Consider the following 16,274-nt stretch of genomic DNA (forward strand, 5'->3'; position numbering starts at 1 on the left):
GATTCCCCGCAACTCGACCTGGCATCCCGGTCGCTTTTTTCACAACCGATGCCGGAAGGCGCGGCGACGCGGCCGACCCGCCGCGTCTAGGCTGTGGCCAGATTTCCGGAGCCGCCCACCAATCATGCAGACCTATGACTTCATCATCGTCGGCTCCGGCTCGGCCGGCTCGGTCCTGGCCGACAAACTGTCGGCCTCCGGCCGCTTTTCCGTGCTGGTGCTGGAAGCCGGCGGCACCGACCGCCGCTTCTACGTGCAGATGCCGCTCGGCTACGGCAAGACCTTCTTCGATCCGGCGGTGAACTGGAACTACAAGGCCGAGCCGGACCCTGGCTTAGCGGGCAACGCCGACCACTGGCCGCGCGGCAAGCTGCTCGGCGGCTCGAGCTCGATCAATGCCATGGTCTGGATCCGGGGCGCGCGCGAAGATTTCGATGCCTGGGCAGCCGCCGGCAACCCAGGCTGGGGCTATGACGATATCTTGCCCGCCTTCAAGGCGCTGGAGGACAACCAGGCCGGCGCCGACGCATGGCGCGGTGTCGGCGGCCCGCTGCATGTCACCGATTGTTCGGACGCCGTCCACCCGCTGACCAAGCGCTATCTCGCCGCCGGCCAGCAGGCCGGCCTGCCGCTTAACCCGGATTTCAACGGTGCTGCCCAGGAAGGCGTTGGCGTGTACCAGATCTCGACCAGGAACGGCCGCCGCATGTCGGCGGCGCGCGCTTTCCTGCGCCCGGCGATGAAGCGCGCCAACGTCCGCGTCGAGATGAACGCGCAGGCGACCAGAGTGCTGTTCGAAGGCAGGCGCGCCGTCGGCGTCGAATATCTCCAGAACGGCGAGACGAAGACGGCGCGTGCCGGGCGTGAGGTCATCCTGTCGGGCGGTTCGGTCAACTCGCCGCAATTGCTGCAGCTGTCCGGCGTCGGCCCCTCGGCGCTGCTCAAGGGGCTTGGCATCGCCGTCGTCCATGCCAACGAGAATGTCGGCGCGCATCTGCAGGACCATGTCGGCATCAACTACACCTTCAAGGGCAGGCTGCCGACGCTCAACCAGACGCTGCGTCCATGGTGGGGCAAGCTCCTGGTCGGCATGCAATACATCCTGACGCGCTCCGGCCCGCTGTCGCTGTCGATGAACAATGCCGGTGGCTTCTTCCGCACCGACCCGGCGGCGACCCGCCCCAACATGCAGCTCTATTTCCAGGCCTTCTCGACCGTCATTCCCAAAAGCGGCGAGCGTCCGATCCTGACACCCGACCCGTGGCCGGGCTTTTCCATCGGCCTGTCCAATTGCCGTCCGTCGAGCCGCGGCGAGATCATGATCCGTTCCAGCAATCCGCGCGACTATCCCAGGATATCGGCCAATGCCTATTCTACCGAGGCCGATGTCGCCGAGATGCTCGACGCGGTGAAGTTCGTGCGCAAGATCGCCTCGATGCCGGCAATGGCCGAGATCATCGAGGAAGAGGTCCTGCCGGGGCCGTCGATCACTTCAGACGCCGATCTGATCCAGGATTTCCGGAAGCGCTCGGGCACCGTCTATCATCCGGTGTCGACCTGCCGCATGGGGCCTGATCCCTCCCGCGCCGTGGTCGATCCGCGCCTCAAGGTGCACGGTATCGAGGGCTTGCGTGTCATCGACGCCTCGATCTTTCCCGACAACATCACCGGCAACACCAACGCCGCCTCGATCATGACCGGTTGGAAGGGCGCCGAACTGGTTCTGGAGGACCAAAAATGAAAATCACCGACGTCAAGACCTGGGTTGTCGGCAACCCGCCGCCCGGCATCGGCGGCAAGTATTTCATCTTCGTCAAGCTGACCACCGATGGCGGTGTCGTCGGCTATGGCGAGGCTTACAACGCCACCTTCTCCGCCCATGTCACGGCGAAGATGGTCGAGGATATGGCCGAGCGCTATTTGATCGGCCGCGATCCGCACGACATCGAGAACTTCTTCCGCCGCGCCTATTCCTCCGGCTTCACCCAGCGCCCGGACGTGTCTGGCATGGGGTGCTTCTCGGCGCTGGAAATGGCCTGCTGGGACATCGTCGGCAAGGAGGCCAACAAGCCGGTCTACAAACTGCTCGGCGGCCAGGTGCACGAGACGCTGCGCTCCTACACCTATCTCTACCCGCACACCGGCAGCGTCCATTCGGAGGACGCTCCGGACGGCAGGAACGTCTACAACGACCCCGAGATGGCGGCTGCCTGCGCGCTCGAATATGTCGAGCAGGGCTTCAACGCCGTTAAGCTCGACCCGGCCGGTCCCTACACTGCCTTTGACGGCCATCAGCCGCGTCTCGTCGACATCGATGTCTCCACCCGCATGATCAAGGCGATCCGCGAGGCGGTCGGCACCCGCGCCGACATCCTGTTCGGCACCCACGGCCAATTCACCGCCTCCGGCGCGCTGCGCATGGCCCGCGCCATCGAACCCTATGATCCGCTGTGGTTCGAGGAGCCGGTGCCGCCCGACATGCCTGAAGTGATGGCGCAGGTGGCGCGAGGCACGTCGATCCCGATCGCCACCGGCGAGCGGCTGACGACCAAGTTCGAATTCGCCCGCGTCATCGAGAACCGCGCCGCGACCATCCTGCAGCCCGACCTCGGCCGCTCGGGCGGCATCCTCGAAACCAAGAAGATCGCCGCCATGGCCGAGGCTTACCACATCCAGGTCGCCCCGCACTGCTATTGCGGGCCGATCGTCGGTGCTGCCAACATCCAGCTGGCGGTGACGCTGCCCAACTTCCTCATCCTAGAATCGCTGAAGCAGTGGGATGGGTTCCACGCGACGCTGCTCACGAAGAAGATCGAGTGGCAGGACGGCAATGTCATCCCGTCGAAGGAGCCCGGCCTCGGTGTCGAACTCAACGAAGCGGTCTGCGATGCGCATCCCTACACCGGCAAGGAATTGCATCTGCAGATGATGCAGACGCCGCTGATGCCGTGAGCGAAAGCTACGCCTTCATCGGCCTTGGCCATCTCGGCGGCAATCTTGCCGCCAGCCTGATCCGCAACGGCTTCGCGGTCACCGTCTTCGACCGCGAGCCCGCTGCTGTCGAGCGCCTCGTTGCGCTGGGCGCCACCGCCGCCAACAGTCCCGCCGAGGCCGCCTCGCGAGCCGGCAATGCGGTAACCTGCCTGCCCTCGCCCAAAGTCAGCGAAGCGGTGTTGGCCGGTCCAGGCGGCTTGCTCGAGGGCCTGCCCGAAGGCGGCACCTGGATCGAGATGTCGACCAACGGCCGCGACGAGATCGTGCGTCTGGCCGCCCTCGCCTCGGCCAAGGGCATCGAGACGTTGGAATGCCCGGTCACCGGCGGCGTGCATCTGGCGGCGGTCGGAAAAATCACCGCACTGGTCGGTGGCGATGCGGCACTCTATGCGCGCCATCGCCCGGCCATCGAAGCGATGTGCGCGAAGTCGTTCCTCATGGGTCCGGTCGGTTCGGCGGCGGTGATCAAGGTGATCACCAACATGCTCGCCTTCATCCATCTTGTCGCCGCCGGCGAGGCCTTGATGCTGGCCAGGCAAGGCGGGCTCGACCTCGCCCAATCCTACCACGCCATCGTCGCCTCCTCCGGCAACAGCTTCGTCCATGAGACCGAAAGCCAGCTCATTCTCAACGGCTCCTACGACATCGGCTTTACCATGGACCTGGCGCTGAAGGATCTCGGCTTCGCGCTCGCCATGGGCGAACAGTCTGGCGTGCCGCTTGAGCTTGCCACGCGGGTCAACGCGATTTTTGAGCAAGGCAAGGCTGCCTATGGCGGCGCCGCGTGGTCGACCCAGATCGTCAAACTGCTGGAAGATGCCGTTGGCACTGACCTGCGCGCGCCCGGGTTTCCAGCCAAGCTCGAAGTCTGACACCAGGCAAGAAATCAAGCGATTTCAGTTGGTTGGACCCATCTCCGAACTCACCTGAATCGATCTGTTAACGACTTGATTCAATATCTGAGCGTCAGCGCGCCGGGCAGGATCTCGAAGGTCGCCGGTATGCGTCCCGGCGACTCGCCATCGATGTCGACCATCGCGCCGTTCGTCTCGACATCGCCGAGCGGCTCGACCACCACTTTCCGGCCGCGCAGGATGGTGATCGCGGGATGGTTGCGGTGCCGGCCGCCATAGAGCAGCCGGATATCCCAGATCAGCTTCAGCTTGCCGGCCGCGCGCAGGATGACGATGTCGAACTGCCCGTCGGCCAGTTCCGCATCCGGCGCGATCATCATGCCACCGCCGAAGAACTTGCCGTTGGCGACCGCCACCAGCGCCATGCGCGCCTCGACCGGCGTGCCGTCGTCGACCGTGATCCTGACATGCTGGAAGCGGTAGCGGATGAATTCGACCACGGTGCGCCACAGGAACAGCGACCTGGCCGACATCTTGCCCTTGCGCTTGTCGGCGTTGACGGCGCGGTCGGTGGCGCCCGACAGGCCGAGGCTGGCGATGTTGATGAAATGCCGGCTCGCCAGCGCGCCATGGTCGTCGATGTAGCAAATGCGCCCGGCATCGACTTTCCGAGGCTTGGTCTCGGCGAGCCGCTTCAGCACCGCATCAACCTCGCGCGGCAGGCCGAGCCCGCGCGCGAAATCGATGCCGGTCCCGCACGGCAAGAGGCCAAGCTCGGTTGTCCTGCGGCCTTCCTTGGACGCCTGCAGCAGCCCGTCGGCCACCTCGCTGGCAGTGCCATCACCGCCGGCCGCGATCACCAGGTCGAAACCGTTTGCCGCGAGATCGAGCGCCAGCCTTTCGGCGTCACCTTCGGCCTGCGTCTCGCGCAGCTCGAATTCGCCGAAATGCTTTTTCAGCGACGCGGCGACCTCCGGCCAATGCCGTTTCAACCGGCCGCCACCGGCAATCGGATTGAGGACCACTCCGACTTTCAAGCACACCCTCCCGCAAGGACATCAAGGCGCCCGGCGCCTCGAATCCTTTGCCGGCATTGAAACCCGCGCCCGCCGACAGGGCAAGGGCGAATGTCCACCGCTGCCGCCCGTCATGGCGGACCGGAAAATCCGTTGTCCTTGCTTGATCCCCGATAATCCCGCTATCCACAGGCCTGCCGCAGTGTCGCCGACCACTTACCCGGCGTACATTGAACCCATCTCAGGCGGCTACCGATCGTCCAGCCGAAAGGCGAAGTGAAAGGCGGATTTCCTGAGGCCCGTACGGCCCTGAGCGAGAGCAGGCTTGCCTGTTGGAGGGACGGATGCCGAGACCTACGGGGCCGCGGAAAGCGTGCCAACGCCGACGGCGGACCGATGCTGCCATGAAGGACGGCAAAAACCTTCGATGGTGCGCAGGGCAAAGCCCGCAAGGGCGGAGACCGGCGTGGTCCCGAACGGGCGCTGCTCTCGGGTGGCGGGCTGGCAGGACCGTCAAAATCAAGGCCGGCATGGCGCGACGACTTTAGGGAAGTTGCTGCCGCGACCGTGTCCTGATCTGACAGGGAGGCGCTGGGAGAGATCCCGGCGCCGACTGTCGTTTTTTGGCTATCCCCTACAATTTTTACGCTGTTTCCGGATATGGCTGCAACCGGTTCTAAAATCAGCTAACGTCCGGCGTCGTCGGAGTCCGTTTGATAACGCGCTCTGCAGAGGCGCATGGCGTGGGTTTCGAGAACCGAAGCGCAGCGGACATTTGGGTCCGTGAGCATCGGAAGCGCAGAAAACCGCGTCAGTCGTCCGGCAGAGTAGCGTTAGCGAATGGGCTCCCTGAAGGGGGATACTTCATGACGTTGATCCAGAAGCTTGCCGTTGCCTATGCGTTCCTGTTCTTCGCCGTCGTTGCCATCGGCTACATACCGGCGTTCAACGATGCCAACGGCAATCTGTTCGGCCTGTTCTCGCTGCAATGGTATGATGACCTGCTGCACGCCTTCTCCGGCGTCTGGGCGCTGGCCGCCGCCTTCATCTCGCATCGCCAGGCGGTGTTCTATTTCAAGCTGTTCGGCTCGGTCTATCTGTTCGACGGCGTGCTTGGCCTGATCACCGGTTCGGGCTGCCTCGATGCCGGCATCTTCATCAACGGCTTCCGCTCCCTCAACGACATCGAATTCCCCGCCCGCTTCTTCGCCAACCTGCCGCATATCGTCATTGGCGGCTTCGCCGTCTATGTCGGCTTCTGGCTGTCGAAGCGCATACACGACCACTTCGCCACGGCCTGATCCGGCAATGTTCCTGTTTCGCTGGCTGAAGCGCATCGTCAAGGCGATCCTGTGGCTGATCGTCATCGTCGTCCTGATCCCGGTCGTCGGGCTGAGCTATGGCTTCCTGACGACGTCGTCACTCGACAAGGCGCCGCTGCCCGGCATTGCCGACGGCGCGCCGCCCAAGGCGCTGGCCGACAAGGTTCGCGCCGAAATCCCCGGCTATAAGCGGCCGGAGGAATCGACCTTCCTCACCTACCCGGAATGGGCGATCGTCTACGCCGCGCGCGAGTATGCCGGCTTCGTCGACAAGAACCAGCCGAGCGGCTTTCCCTATTGGTCCTATGTCGGTCGCTTCTGGCAGGACTACGCCATGGTGATCCGCGCCAGCTCTGCCTACAATTTCAACTTCGCCAACCACCAGATGCTGGTCATCATCGGCACCAGCCACAGCATCGAACACATCCTGCAATGGGCCTATGAGAACACGGTCGGTCGCGTAACCGAGGCGACCGCCGGCAAGCGCACCGCCGCCGACATCTATCAGGCCAAGGTGGCGGCCGACTATGCCGCTTTCCTCGACCAGGTGCCGTGGTATCAATTTCCCTATGCGCAGAAGCGCGCCGGCCTGTTTGCCGTGCAGCCGGCGCCAGGCGACAGTTCCATCCGCACCAGCGAACGCAAGCTTGCCTTCGGCCTTGCCGACACCATCAAGCAGGGCTACGCCGACCTGATCAAGCAGGCACTCGCGGCCACATCCCCACCCGCCTTCCTCGACATCCATGTCTGGGCCAAAGGGCCGGTCGGCGAAGCGACGCGCAACGAGCCCGATACCTTGCTGGAGCGCGACTACGGCGCCGACGGCGCTGTCTTCGTCACCAAGCGCTACCAGGTTTTTACCGAGATGATTCCGCGCCTGATCGACAAGGGCGTCTCCTTCGTCGAAATCGGTGGCAATGACGAGATCATGGTCACCGTGCTTTCGACCGACTCGATCGCTGTGCCCGAAGGCATCCGCATCCTGTTCAGCTATCCGCTGCCGGCCGACCCGGCGACGCGCCGAACCGGGCTGACCGTCGCCGTGCGCAAATTGCATCTCGTGCTGCCGGCTCTGATCAAGTCAGGCGCCAGGCTCGAACACGTCTATGACTATTGAGACGATAGCCTGGCAATGCGCAGACTGATCCGCATCGTCGGCTGGCTTGCGCTCACGCTGGTCGCGCTCATTGTGGTCACGCTTGTCGGCTTTCGCGGCGCGGCGGCGCTGCGGGAGAACCTGTCACCCGAGGAGGCCGCGCCGACGGGAGCGCTGTTTGCCACCGTCGATGGCCTGAAGATCCACTACCAGGTCTGGGGACCGCAGGACGGGCCGCCGCTGCTGCTGTTCCACGGCACGGCCTCCTGGGCGGAGACCTACCGCGATATCGCCGCGCCATTGGGAGAACAGGGCTTTCGCGTCATAGCGCCCGACATGCCTCCCTTTGGCTATTCGCAAAGACCGGTCGACCAGGACTATTCGCGCGCTGCCCACGCAAAACGCGTCCTCGGTTTCGCCGACGCGCTCGGCCTGCGCCATTTCAGTGTCGGCGTCCACTCCTATGGCGGCGGTGGGGTGATCGAAGCCGCCTTCGAGGCTCCGGACCGCATCGACGCTCTGATCCTGCTCGACGTGGCACTTGGCCTCGGCCGGACCGAGGCGCCGACAATGCCATTTGCCGCTCTCCTGAACCTGCGATGGCCTCGCGACCTGCTCACTGCCTCGACCTTCACCAATCCGCTGATGGTCGGACCGGGTCTGCGCTCGTTCATCGAGAACGACGACCTAGTCACCGCTGAACGCATCGCTATCTACGCGCGGCCCCTCAATGTCGAAGGCACCACCGATGCAGTCGGCCATTGGCTGTTCAACGGCCTGTTCAACGACGAACGAAAATCCCTTGCCGCCAACCCCGCGAACTATCGCGTCTTCACGCCGCCCGTCCTCGTCGTCTGGGGGCGAGACGATACGACCACGCCCCTGGCACAGGGTGAAGAGATTGCCGCGTTGTTTCCGCACGCCGAACTGGCGGTTCTCGATGGCGTCAACCACATCCCGCAGGTCGAACGTCCGCACGATGTGGTACGGCTGATCGCGAATTTCCTCAAACGAATCGCGCCGGCCGCTCGATAGATCGACCGTTCGGCGCTTCGCCACGCTCATTCCACAATCGAGGCCAAATCCCGCCTTGTTCACGCGCGATGGATTGTTGCACCTCGCCCAAAAGCGGAAACCGGGTTTGGGACCGCGACATGCACCGAAATGGGCTGCCGGGGGGCATCTCGAAGGGACAAGACCGTGATCAAGACCGCCCTTGTCGCCATGACCATTGTCGGCTGCGACTGCGACGCCAAGCTTTGCGAATATATCGGCGAGACGCCGGCCAAGTGGTCGACGATCGCCGAATGCGAAGCGGCGATGAAGAGCCAGATGCTGCACGAGCGCAATTTCAACTATCCGCTCATCTCCGGCATCTGCCGCGCGAAAGGCTCGTCGTCCTCCTCGCAACTGGCCGCGACCGCGTCGCGCCCGGACCTGACGCCCGCCAGCAGGGTCGTTGAAACCGAAAGCCCGCTGCCGCCGGAATTGAGCCGCCGACCGAGTGTTCCTGTCGGCGCGCCGACGACGGCCGTGGAAGCGGAGGCCGCCCGGCCCGTCGCCTATGAACAAGTGGTCGATGGCGGAACCGGCGTGCTCTATCGCACGAAGAACGGCTACGCCGTGGTCAAGACCGATCTTGGCCGCGCCGTGTCGGCGACCGCCGATGCGGCGAAGCGGTCGGCCAACTGGCTGGCCGGACTGGTGCCGAAGGGCCTGTAGAGCAACTCCAGGGCTAGTGTGAAGCGGTTTTCCCGGGAAGAGCGCATGGCGCTTTACCTCAGGGGATCGCGCCGAAACAACGCCCCTACAGCTTGACCTTCAGGCTCTGCCAGAACTTGTCGATCAGCGGCTTTTCGGTGGCCGCATCCTCGCCGGCGACGCGGGTGATGAACAACAACCCCTGATCGGCAAGTCCGAAGCCGACGATCTCGAAATCGGCGGTGTCGGTGCGTGTCTTCACCTTGGCGAGAATGCCGGTCAGTTCCTTGCCGTCGGCGAGCTTGCGCGTTGTCGGCTCCTGCGTCAGCTTCGCACCAGCCTGCACCGATTCCTTGGTCATTTCCTGCAGCATCAGCTGGTTGAGCGACACCGGATTCATCTTGCCGTATTCCTGCACGACGACGATCGTGCCCAGCGCCGACGCCATCAGATACTGCGTGATGTTCTCGCCGAGATCGGTCTTGGTCACCGAGATGTCGCTCGGATGGACGAAGGAGAAACTGCCGCCGGAAAAGGTGGCGAAGTCGTTGCGCTCGAGCGTCACCTTGCTCTGTTTGCCGCCGGGCAGCGTCACATCTGTGCTCTCGCCCGGATCGATATCGACCGTCACGCCGTCGATCGTCAGCTTGAAAGCCTTGAGATCCTCGGCTCCGGCCGGTCCAGCACACAGCGCGATGAGGGTGAGTGCCGCCGCTGATACCATCCGCATTGGTTGTTCTCCTGACGTCTATACCACCCCGCTCAGCGCCTTGATGGCACGGTAGAAGGTCGAGGCAAACAGTTCCGTCGGGTCATATTGCCGCTTCGCCGCCAGGAAGGCCGGCAATTCGGGATAGGAGGCCAGCAATTCCCTGGCGGTGTAATGCAGCTGATAGGGCAGGAAGAACCGCCCGCCATGCCTGATCGTCACATCGATCAGCGCCCGCGTCAGCGCCCGCATTTTCGCATTGCGGTCGGCATCGGTCGGCTGGTTGATGTAGAGCACCAGCGAATAGGCCGGCTCCGGCGCGTAGGTCAGTGCAACATCCTCCTTGTGGACGATGCGCACCGAGGCATTGAGCACCGGCAGCGGCTGGTTGCGCAGGATTTCGCGCGCTTCCGAAATGAACTCGATGTAGGCGGCGCGCGGGATGAAATATTCGTGCAGGATGTCGGTCTCATCCATCAGGTCGTTGAACAAATAGGGCACCGAATCGTGCATCGGGTTATTGCGTGTGACGAGACAGGCCTCGCCTTCGGCCATGGCTGAAGTGCGCGCCACCGTGCAGCTTTCGAATTTCGGTTCCAGTGTCTTTTCGGTGAACCATTTCAGCTCCTGGAACAGGCTGCCCCATTTCGCCAGATTGATGAGCACCCGCTTCAGCCCCACCGAACCCGGCTCGCCGATCTCAGGCTGGTCGGCCGGCGGCTGGTCGGCCACCTTGTCGTAGCGATAGACGATCATGTCCTCGAGGAAATTGCCCGGCGCCGTCGACAGATGGCCGTAGAACAGGCCGATCTCCTTGTTCGGCTCCAGCACGTCGGCAAAGAATTTCGGGAAATCGTCCGATTTGATGATCTCGCGCGAGGTGCGGTAGACTGTGTTGTCGACGATATCGAGCGTCGCCTCCAGCACCACGCCGAACAAGCCGTAGCCGCCGACGACGTGGCGGAACAGGTCGGTGTTCGCGGTCGGCGAGCAGGTCGTCACCGAACCATCGGCCAACATCACCCGCATCGAGCGGATCGAGCCGGCAACTGAACCCGCCTGATGGTCCATGCCATGCGCGTTGACCGACAGCGAGCCGCCGACCGAGAAGATGTCGGTCGACTGCATCGCCTTCACCGCGAAGCGCGGATGCAAAAGGTTCTGGATATCGTGCCAGCGCGCGCCCGGCTGCAGGGTCATGGTCTTGGCCGCGGCATCGACGGTGACCTTGTTGAACTTTCTGAGATCGAGCACCAGCGCGTTGTCGTCGAAGGCGTGCCCGCCCATCGAGTGGCGGATGGCGGCCAGCGAGATTTTCAGCCCGTTGGCGCGCGCGAAGGCCAGCGCCTTGGCGATGTGGTCTTCCTCGCTGACCTCGACCACGCCATAGACCGGCGTCTTCGACAGGCCGCTGGCATCGTTGATGTCGCCGCCTTTTGCCGACCAGGGCAGCGAAGGATCGAAGGCCGGCGGGCTGGCAATCGGCTTCAGCGGCAGTGCGATGCCGTCGACATCGGCGATGCGTCCGGCGTTCTTCGGTCCCGAAGGCCCTCGTGCCAGCCGCGCCACAGTGGTGCCGCCCCACAGCACCGCGCCGCCGAAGACGGCCGCACCCAGCAGCAATCGCCGCGACAGGCGAAACCCTTCTTGTTCCTCGGCCATGGATATCCCCCGTTGGCCAAGGGATAGCGCGGCTCTTTGACAAAAACCATAGCGGTGCATGGCGGAGCCGAGGCGCCGTTACGGCATCAAGGCGGCCAGCAATGAGGTTCAGGCGTCACAAAGGTGATCTCGAAGAGTTGCGCTGCCCCTCATCCGCCTGCCTGGCGATGAGGGACAGCGCCGTACCCATCAAAGATTGGGCTTACGAAGACTTCTTGATCGACGTCACCATGCCGGTCTTGTCATCGACCGTCACCGCCACCTTGGCGCCGACCTTCAGTTTGCCGACCGCCGCTTCCGGGGACAGCTGGTAGATCTTGCCGTCGTCGAGGGTGATCGACTTGGTCGTCGGATCGACCGACTGGATGGTGCCCTGAACGGTCGCGGCATAGGCCGTGCCGAGGAAGGCGAGCAGGGCGGCGGTGGTTGCGAGGGTCTTCTTCATCGGTAAGCACTCCGTGCTGTTTCGGTTTTCCGGGGCTGCCAGCTTGAGAAGCGACAGCACCGAACGGCCCGAAACTGGACCGGAAAGTGCGCCCTCCGCAAATCACGTTGAGTGAAATTTCGCAAACGATATCATAGGCTTAATTCCGACACATTGCCTGCCGTCGATGCAACTGCCGGCCGCTTCGGTCCCCTCCAGCAAGTGCACTTCTTTCCACGAAAAGAGTCACTTGGCCGATTGTGGCGGGCGGCTTTCGATCACCACGCAGCCGCCGCAATCCACCTCCAGCGGCATCACGAAACAGATTGCTGAGCGGTCATCGGTACAATTTTTGTTTCATGGATCAGTTGAAACCGACCCAAAAACGGATGGAACTCGCGTTCTGGTTGCAAACCCGGAATGGATGCAGGATGGTGTCGACCGTCGCGATGAAGGGGACCGTCCATGAAGCTTGCAGTCCGGACCATGATATTCCTGATGCTGGCGTTTGCTCCGGGATTGGCCGAGGCGCAAAATTCTAATCAGGGCGGCGACAAAGTTGTCAGCGTCCCCAGGGACGATCCGGATATGGCGGCGGCCATAGCGCAGGCTCGCGCAGGCCTGGATGAATTCCTGACATTGTCGGAGGCTCCCCCACCTTTGACATCAGACTTCAAATTGAAGGTCGAGTTCAGGGACGGAGACGCCGCGGAACATTTCTGGATCATACCCTTCCACCGCACCGCAACCGGATTTGCAGGTACGTTGGCGAACGAGCCACAGAGCGTGCACAACGTCGTAGCCGGCCAGGAACTCGAATTCACCCGGGAAGATATTTCCGACTGGGGCTACACCAGAAACGGCCGTCAAGTCGGCAGCTTCACCGTCTGTGTGTTGTTTAAGACCATGTCGAAGGAAGACGTCGACTATTACCGCCAGAACTATGGCTTCGACTGCTGACGCGCGTCACCTGACTAACCCGTCTCCCCATCCCTCGCGCCGATCTTGCGCACCAGCGCTGCCGTCGCCAGCATGGCGCCCATGTCGGCGATCATCGGCGCGACATGCCTGGAATAGTCGAGCGGCACCGAGATAGCTGGCAGCTCGAAGAAATTCTTCGTCTGCGGCAGCAGCAGGAAACCGTCGCTGCCGTTGAGCGCGACGCGGGCCGGATCGTCCGGCCAGGTTTCGCCAAGCCATTTCAGCGCCTGCGCCAGCCGGCCGGTCACCAGCGGCCGCGCCGCCTCGATGTTGTCGGTGCGGAATTCATAGGCGGCGTCGAGTTCGGGCACACCGGACGACAAGTCCTGCATCTTGCTGGCGAACATGCCGCGGAAGAATCCGACGACCGCATTGGTCCGCCGCGTCGCCACCAATATTCCCGGGAACGGCTCGATCGCTTCGAAAGCGACGATGACACCCTTGAAGGCTGTCGATGAACCCTTGCCAGACCCTTCCCGCAATTCTGCTTCGTAAAGCTCGAACGGAAACTCTTCGTAGCGGCCCGAAACGACATCGTCGAACGACTGCCGGTTGAAGGGCCCGACCGCCTCGCGCGGCAGCCGGTCGAAGGAGTTCGGCCTCCCCCCATGCTGGTAACGCATGTCCGCGATGAAGCCGAAGATGATCGGCAGCAGCGTCTCGCGGAACGATTGCTGCAGCCGCGTCGCCGGTTTCATGGCCTGGAAGTAGAGCAGGATCGAAGCCGCGAAGCCGATGACATAAAGAAACACATGCGGCGTCGAGAACCATTGCTCGTTGGGGTCGGCGACCTTGTTGAACAGCCAGGCGACCAGCACCACGAACACCAGCACCAGGCCGACGAACAGCGGCACCCGCCAGCGCACCTGCCGAACCGCCGAAGCCCTCGCCGCCTCATAGGTCTCGATGTCTTTCCGGATGCCGGCCGTGACCGCCTCGCTCGGCATGAAATCCGCTGTTTCCATCGCCACCCCCGCAAGCCTGCCGCTGCCGGCGCATGATAGTCGGTTTTACCGGGGCCGCCAGACGGTTAGGCGGTGCCCCCGTCCTCGCTTCTAGGGGAAGGAAAAATTGCCCCCAGCCGGCCTTTGACCTTGTTGTGCATCCGCCCCTTCAACCCTTCGACTGACAGCAGCCGCTCATGATCACCGGCGCGCAGCCGCACAAAGGGATGCAACTGGTAAGACGCGATCGCGCCGCGCGTGCCGGCATCGGCACTGACATCGACGATGAATATGCCTCCAATGCGCCCCGGCCATGGCTGGCGGGCAAGGGCCGTGCCGAGGAAATCGCCGAGCCCATAGGCGACGAGCGTCCGGTCGATGCGGTCCACCGGTTGTACTACATGGGCATGATGGCCGGCGATCAGCCCGACGCCCTGCCCGGCCAGCCGCCTGGCCAGCGCCTGCGTCTTGGCGCGCGGAAAATGCCGGAACTCCCAATCCCAGTGCGGCACCGCGCAGAGAAGATCGACGGCTTCGCGCGGCCAGTGCGCCGGATCGCTATCCATCGACACGCGGCCAGCGAACAGGTTTTCATCGGCGTTGCGCCACAGCGTGAAGGCCGCGAAGCCGAATGTCAGCGGGCCGACGGTGACAGGCACCAACGCACCATTGGCTGCCAGGCCGATGCTGCGGATGCCCAGCCGCTTCAGCGCCGCCACCGTCGCGTCGAAACCGGCGACGCCCTGGTCGAGTACATGATTGTTGGCCAGCGACAGCACGAGCCTTTCGTGTGCGATGCCAACGGCCGCCAACGTCTCGACCAGAAAGCGTTCGCTCATCGCGTGATGCGTACCGAGTTTGGTCCCGAGCACCGCATTTGGTCCGTCCACGATCGGGCTTTCGCAATTGCCGATCACCAGGTCGGCAGCGCCGAGCAACGCCTTGATCGCCGGATCGCAGTCCGGCGCGCCGCGGTTGGCCACCGCCGAGATGTCGCCGATGAAGGCGAGCCGCACCGCCCGCTTCGGCGGCGGAGTCAACATCGTCGCGGCCATCGGCGCGAAACCATTGGCATCACCGCCGAGCGAGGGCTTCAGAAAGCGCGGAAGCCACGACAGTTTGTAGGAAAGCGGATAGTTCGACACGCCCAAGCCCAATCGTTTGCCCCTGTCTAGACCGTCGGGCTCGAGGGTTGAAGCGCATCCGTCGACAATCGTGCGTCTGCGCCTCGGCGCTGAGAGGCGCGGCACTGCAAATGCGTGTATGTTCGCCGACGCGACCAACGCATGGGGGAAAAGATGACACGAACAGCAAGCCTGCTGGCATCCGCTTTCATTCTGCTGGTGCCGTTGTCGTCCGCGCGCGCCGCCATGCCCGAAGCGGCAACCGCCTTGTTCGAGGCCAAGACCGTGGCGGCGCGCGACACCGCCCTGTCGACGCTGGAGGCCGCCGCGCCAAAAGATCCGGCGTCAGCCTACGCGGCCGGCGCCGGCGAGTTCTTCACCGCGCTGGAACTGCTGGCCAGTGGCCTGCACCGCCATGGTTTCGAAAGCCCGCAATCCTTCATGCTGCCATTGATGCGGCTGCCGGTGCCGGACAATCCCAACCCCGAGCCGCTGACCTATGAACAGTTCCGCGCCATCCTGGTCGGCTTCCGCGACCGGCTGGAGAAATCCGCCGCCACGCTGGGTTCGGTCCCGGCCGATGCCGATATCGGCATGGTGCTCGATCTCACCCATGTCGGCATCGACCTCAACGAGGACGGCGCGATCACGCCAGATGAGAGCATGGCCGCCATCATGGCCTCGCTGTCGCGCGGCGGCAGCGCACCGGACGGAGCAGTACCCGCGCTCACCTTCCGCTTCGACCGCGCCGACGGCTATTGGCTGCAGGGCTATGCCGAATTCCTGATGGCGCAGGCCGATTTCTGGCTGGCGCATGATTTCAGGAGCACCTTCGACGGCTCATTCCACATGCTGTTCCCGCGCGCCAAACTGCCGTTGCAGGACATTCTCGTGCCGCCGAGCAGCGACATGGGCAGCAGCATCTTCACGTCGGAATGGCGCATCGCCGATTTCATCTCGCTGGTGCATCTGGTCAACTGGCCGGTTGTCGAACCCGAGCGCCGGCAAGCGGCGCGTCGCCACCTGCTCGAAATGATCCGGCTGTCGCGCGAGGACTGGAAGGCGATCCGCGCCGAGACCGACAACGACCGCGAATGGCTGCCGGGACCGCAGCAGAAGGGTGAGAACCCGCTCACCGGCCTTGAAGTCGGCGAAGAACAGGTCGAGGCCTGGCTCGCCACCTTGACCATGGCCGAGGATCTCCTGGAAGGCCGCTTGCTGCTGCCGCATTTCCGCATCACCGGCAAGGGCATCAACATGAAGCGCTTCTTCGACGAGCCAAAACCCTTCGACCTGGTGCTGTCGATCACCGGCCCGGCCATCGCGCCCTATCTCGAAAGCGGCAAGATCCTGACCAGCGACGAATTCAACCAGATCCAGCGCCAGTTCGGCGGTAGCGGTTTTCTGACTTTTGCCCTGTGGTTCAACTAAGGGCAACGGCAGGACG

At 63.6% G+C, this 16,274-nt stretch carries 15 protein-coding genes; 9 read left to right on the plus strand and 6 right to left on the minus strand.

Going from position 1 to position 16,274, the window contains the following annotated elements:
- Positions 1–124: 124 nt before the first annotated feature.
- From AC1DYW_RS26610 to AC1DYW_RS26620, 3 genes are read left to right on the plus strand one after another with little or no spacing between them, the layout of a single operon-like run.
- The gene (locus AC1DYW_RS26610; RefSeq protein WP_477228176.1) at positions 125–1,741 is read left to right on the plus strand and encodes a GMC family oxidoreductase; all 1,617 of its coding nucleotides are present in this window, start codon (positions 125–127) and stop codon (positions 1,739–1,741) included.
- A complete protein-coding gene (locus AC1DYW_RS26615) occupies positions 1,738–2,952 on the plus strand; it encodes a mandelate racemase/muconate lactonizing enzyme family protein (protein WP_477228177.1) in 1,215 nt (404 codons plus the stop codon). The genes AC1DYW_RS26610 and AC1DYW_RS26615 overlap by 4 nt, the downstream gene beginning before the upstream one ends.
- Positions 2,949–3,866 carry an NAD(P)-dependent oxidoreductase gene (locus AC1DYW_RS26620; RefSeq protein WP_477228178.1) on the plus strand — a complete coding sequence of 306 codons (918 nt, stop codon included), beginning with the start codon at positions 2,949–2,951 and terminating at the stop codon, positions 3,864–3,866. The genes AC1DYW_RS26615 and AC1DYW_RS26620 overlap by 4 nt, the downstream gene beginning before the upstream one ends.
- 80 nt (positions 3,867–3,946) lie before the next feature.
- Here the strand turns inward: AC1DYW_RS26620 and AC1DYW_RS26625 are convergent, their stop codons facing one another.
- On the minus strand, positions 3,947–4,885 hold the full coding sequence (locus AC1DYW_RS26625; protein WP_477228179.1) for a diacylglycerol/lipid kinase family protein: 939 nt from the start codon (positions 4,883–4,885) through the stop codon (positions 3,947–3,949).
- An 845-nt stretch (positions 4,886–5,730) separates the two neighbouring features.
- Here AC1DYW_RS26625 and AC1DYW_RS26630 point away from each other — a divergent pair.
- The 4 genes from AC1DYW_RS26630 (at position 5,731) to AC1DYW_RS26645 (ending at position 9,004) form a co-directional block, all read left to right on the plus strand.
- Positions 5,731–6,165, plus strand: coding sequence for a DUF4383 domain-containing protein (locus AC1DYW_RS26630; protein ID WP_095792823.1), 435 nt, complete (start codon positions 5,731–5,733; stop codon positions 6,163–6,165).
- A gap of 7 nt (positions 6,166–6,172) precedes the next feature.
- Positions 6,173–7,303: a hypothetical protein gene (locus tag AC1DYW_RS26635; RefSeq protein WP_477228180.1), complete on the plus strand. Its 1,131-nt coding sequence runs from the start codon at positions 6,173–6,175 to the stop codon at positions 7,301–7,303.
- A 15-nt stretch (positions 7,304–7,318) separates the two neighbouring features.
- The gene (locus tag AC1DYW_RS26640) at positions 7,319–8,317 is read left to right on the plus strand and encodes an alpha/beta fold hydrolase (protein WP_477228181.1); all 999 of its coding nucleotides are present in this window, start codon (positions 7,319–7,321) and stop codon (positions 8,315–8,317) included.
- A 165-nt stretch (positions 8,318–8,482) separates the two neighbouring features.
- Positions 8,483–9,004, plus strand: coding sequence for a hypothetical protein (locus tag AC1DYW_RS26645; protein ID WP_457153642.1), 522 nt, complete (start codon positions 8,483–8,485; stop codon positions 9,002–9,004).
- Between the two features lie 85 nt (positions 9,005–9,089).
- Here AC1DYW_RS26645 and AC1DYW_RS26650 read toward each other — a convergent pair whose 3' ends face one another.
- The 3 genes from AC1DYW_RS26650 to AC1DYW_RS26660 form a co-directional block, all read right to left on the minus strand.
- Complete coding sequence (locus AC1DYW_RS26650; RefSeq protein ID WP_477228182.1) at positions 9,090–9,713, minus strand: hypothetical protein; 624 nt, start codon at positions 9,711–9,713, stop codon at positions 9,090–9,092.
- A gap of 18 nt (positions 9,714–9,731) precedes the next feature.
- Positions 9,732–11,354 carry an FAD-binding oxidoreductase gene (locus AC1DYW_RS26655; RefSeq protein WP_477228183.1) on the minus strand — a complete coding sequence of 541 codons (1,623 nt, stop codon included), beginning with the start codon at positions 11,352–11,354 and terminating at the stop codon, positions 9,732–9,734.
- 202 nt (positions 11,355–11,556) lie between these two features.
- Complete coding sequence (locus AC1DYW_RS26660; protein WP_095090895.1) at positions 11,557–11,799, minus strand: DUF1344 domain-containing protein; 243 nt, start codon at positions 11,797–11,799, stop codon at positions 11,557–11,559.
- 444 nt (positions 11,800–12,243) lie between these two features.
- Here AC1DYW_RS26660 and AC1DYW_RS26665 point away from each other — a divergent pair, with 444 nt between their 5' ends.
- Positions 12,244–12,738 carry a YegJ family protein gene (locus tag AC1DYW_RS26665; RefSeq protein ID WP_477228184.1) on the plus strand — a complete coding sequence of 165 codons (495 nt, stop codon included), beginning with the start codon at positions 12,244–12,246 and terminating at the stop codon, positions 12,736–12,738.
- Between the two features lie 14 nt (positions 12,739–12,752).
- On the opposite strand, the gene AC1DYW_RS26670 is transcribed toward AC1DYW_RS26665, so the two are convergent.
- Positions 12,753–13,724, minus strand: a complete 972-nt coding sequence (locus AC1DYW_RS26670) for a hypothetical protein (protein ID WP_477228185.1) — start codon at positions 13,722–13,724, stop codon at positions 12,753–12,755.
- 65 nt (positions 13,725–13,789) lie between these two features.
- Complete coding sequence (locus AC1DYW_RS26675; protein WP_477228186.1) at positions 13,790–14,848, minus strand: CapA family protein; 1,059 nt, start codon at positions 14,846–14,848, stop codon at positions 13,790–13,792.
- Positions 14,849–15,001: 153 nt separating this feature from the next.
- Here AC1DYW_RS26675 and AC1DYW_RS26680 point away from each other — a divergent pair, with 153 nt between their 5' ends.
- Positions 15,002–16,258 (plus strand): hypothetical protein, encoded by a 1,257-nt coding sequence (locus AC1DYW_RS26680; protein ID WP_477228187.1) that lies wholly within the window; start codon positions 15,002–15,004, stop codon positions 16,256–16,258.
- Positions 16,259–16,274: the final 16 nt, after the last annotated feature.

The sequence above is a fragment of the Mesorhizobium sp. P2_D5 genome (assembly GCF_056404355.1).

Excerpts from the sequence above, each read along its gene's own strand:
- AC1DYW_RS26660 (WP_095090895.1), bottom strand. The coding sequence starts at position 11,799 with ATGAAGAAGACCCTCGCAACCACCGCCGCCCTGCTCGCCTTCCTCGGC.
- AC1DYW_RS26635 (WP_477228180.1), top strand. The coding sequence starts at position 6,173 with ATGTTCCTGTTTCGCTGGCTGAAGCGCATCGTCAAGGCGATCCTGTGG.
- AC1DYW_RS26630 (WP_095792823.1), top strand. The coding sequence starts at position 5,731 with ATGACGTTGATCCAGAAGCTTGCCGTTGCCTATGCGTTCCTGTTCTTC.
- AC1DYW_RS26655 (WP_477228183.1), bottom strand. The coding sequence starts at position 11,354 with ATGGCCGAGGAACAAGAAGGGTTTCGCCTGTCGCGGCGATTGCTGCTG.
- AC1DYW_RS26640 (WP_477228181.1), top strand. The coding sequence starts at position 7,319 with ATGCGCAGACTGATCCGCATCGTCGGCTGGCTTGCGCTCACGCTGGTC.
- AC1DYW_RS26680 (WP_477228187.1), top strand. The coding sequence starts at position 15,002 with ATGACACGAACAGCAAGCCTGCTGGCATCCGCTTTCATTCTGCTGGTG.
- AC1DYW_RS26610 (WP_477228176.1), top strand. The coding sequence starts at position 125 with ATGCAGACCTATGACTTCATCATCGTCGGCTCCGGCTCGGCCGGCTCG.
- AC1DYW_RS26615 (WP_477228177.1), top strand. The coding sequence starts at position 1,738 with ATGAAAATCACCGACGTCAAGACCTGGGTTGTCGGCAACCCGCCGCCC.
- AC1DYW_RS26650 (WP_477228182.1), bottom strand. The coding sequence starts at position 9,713 with ATGCGGATGGTATCAGCGGCGGCACTCACCCTCATCGCGCTGTGTGCT.
- AC1DYW_RS26670 (WP_477228185.1), bottom strand. The coding sequence starts at position 13,724 with ATGGAAACAGCGGATTTCATGCCGAGCGAGGCGGTCACGGCCGGCATC.
- AC1DYW_RS26665 (WP_477228184.1), top strand. The coding sequence starts at position 12,244 with ATGAAGCTTGCAGTCCGGACCATGATATTCCTGATGCTGGCGTTTGCT.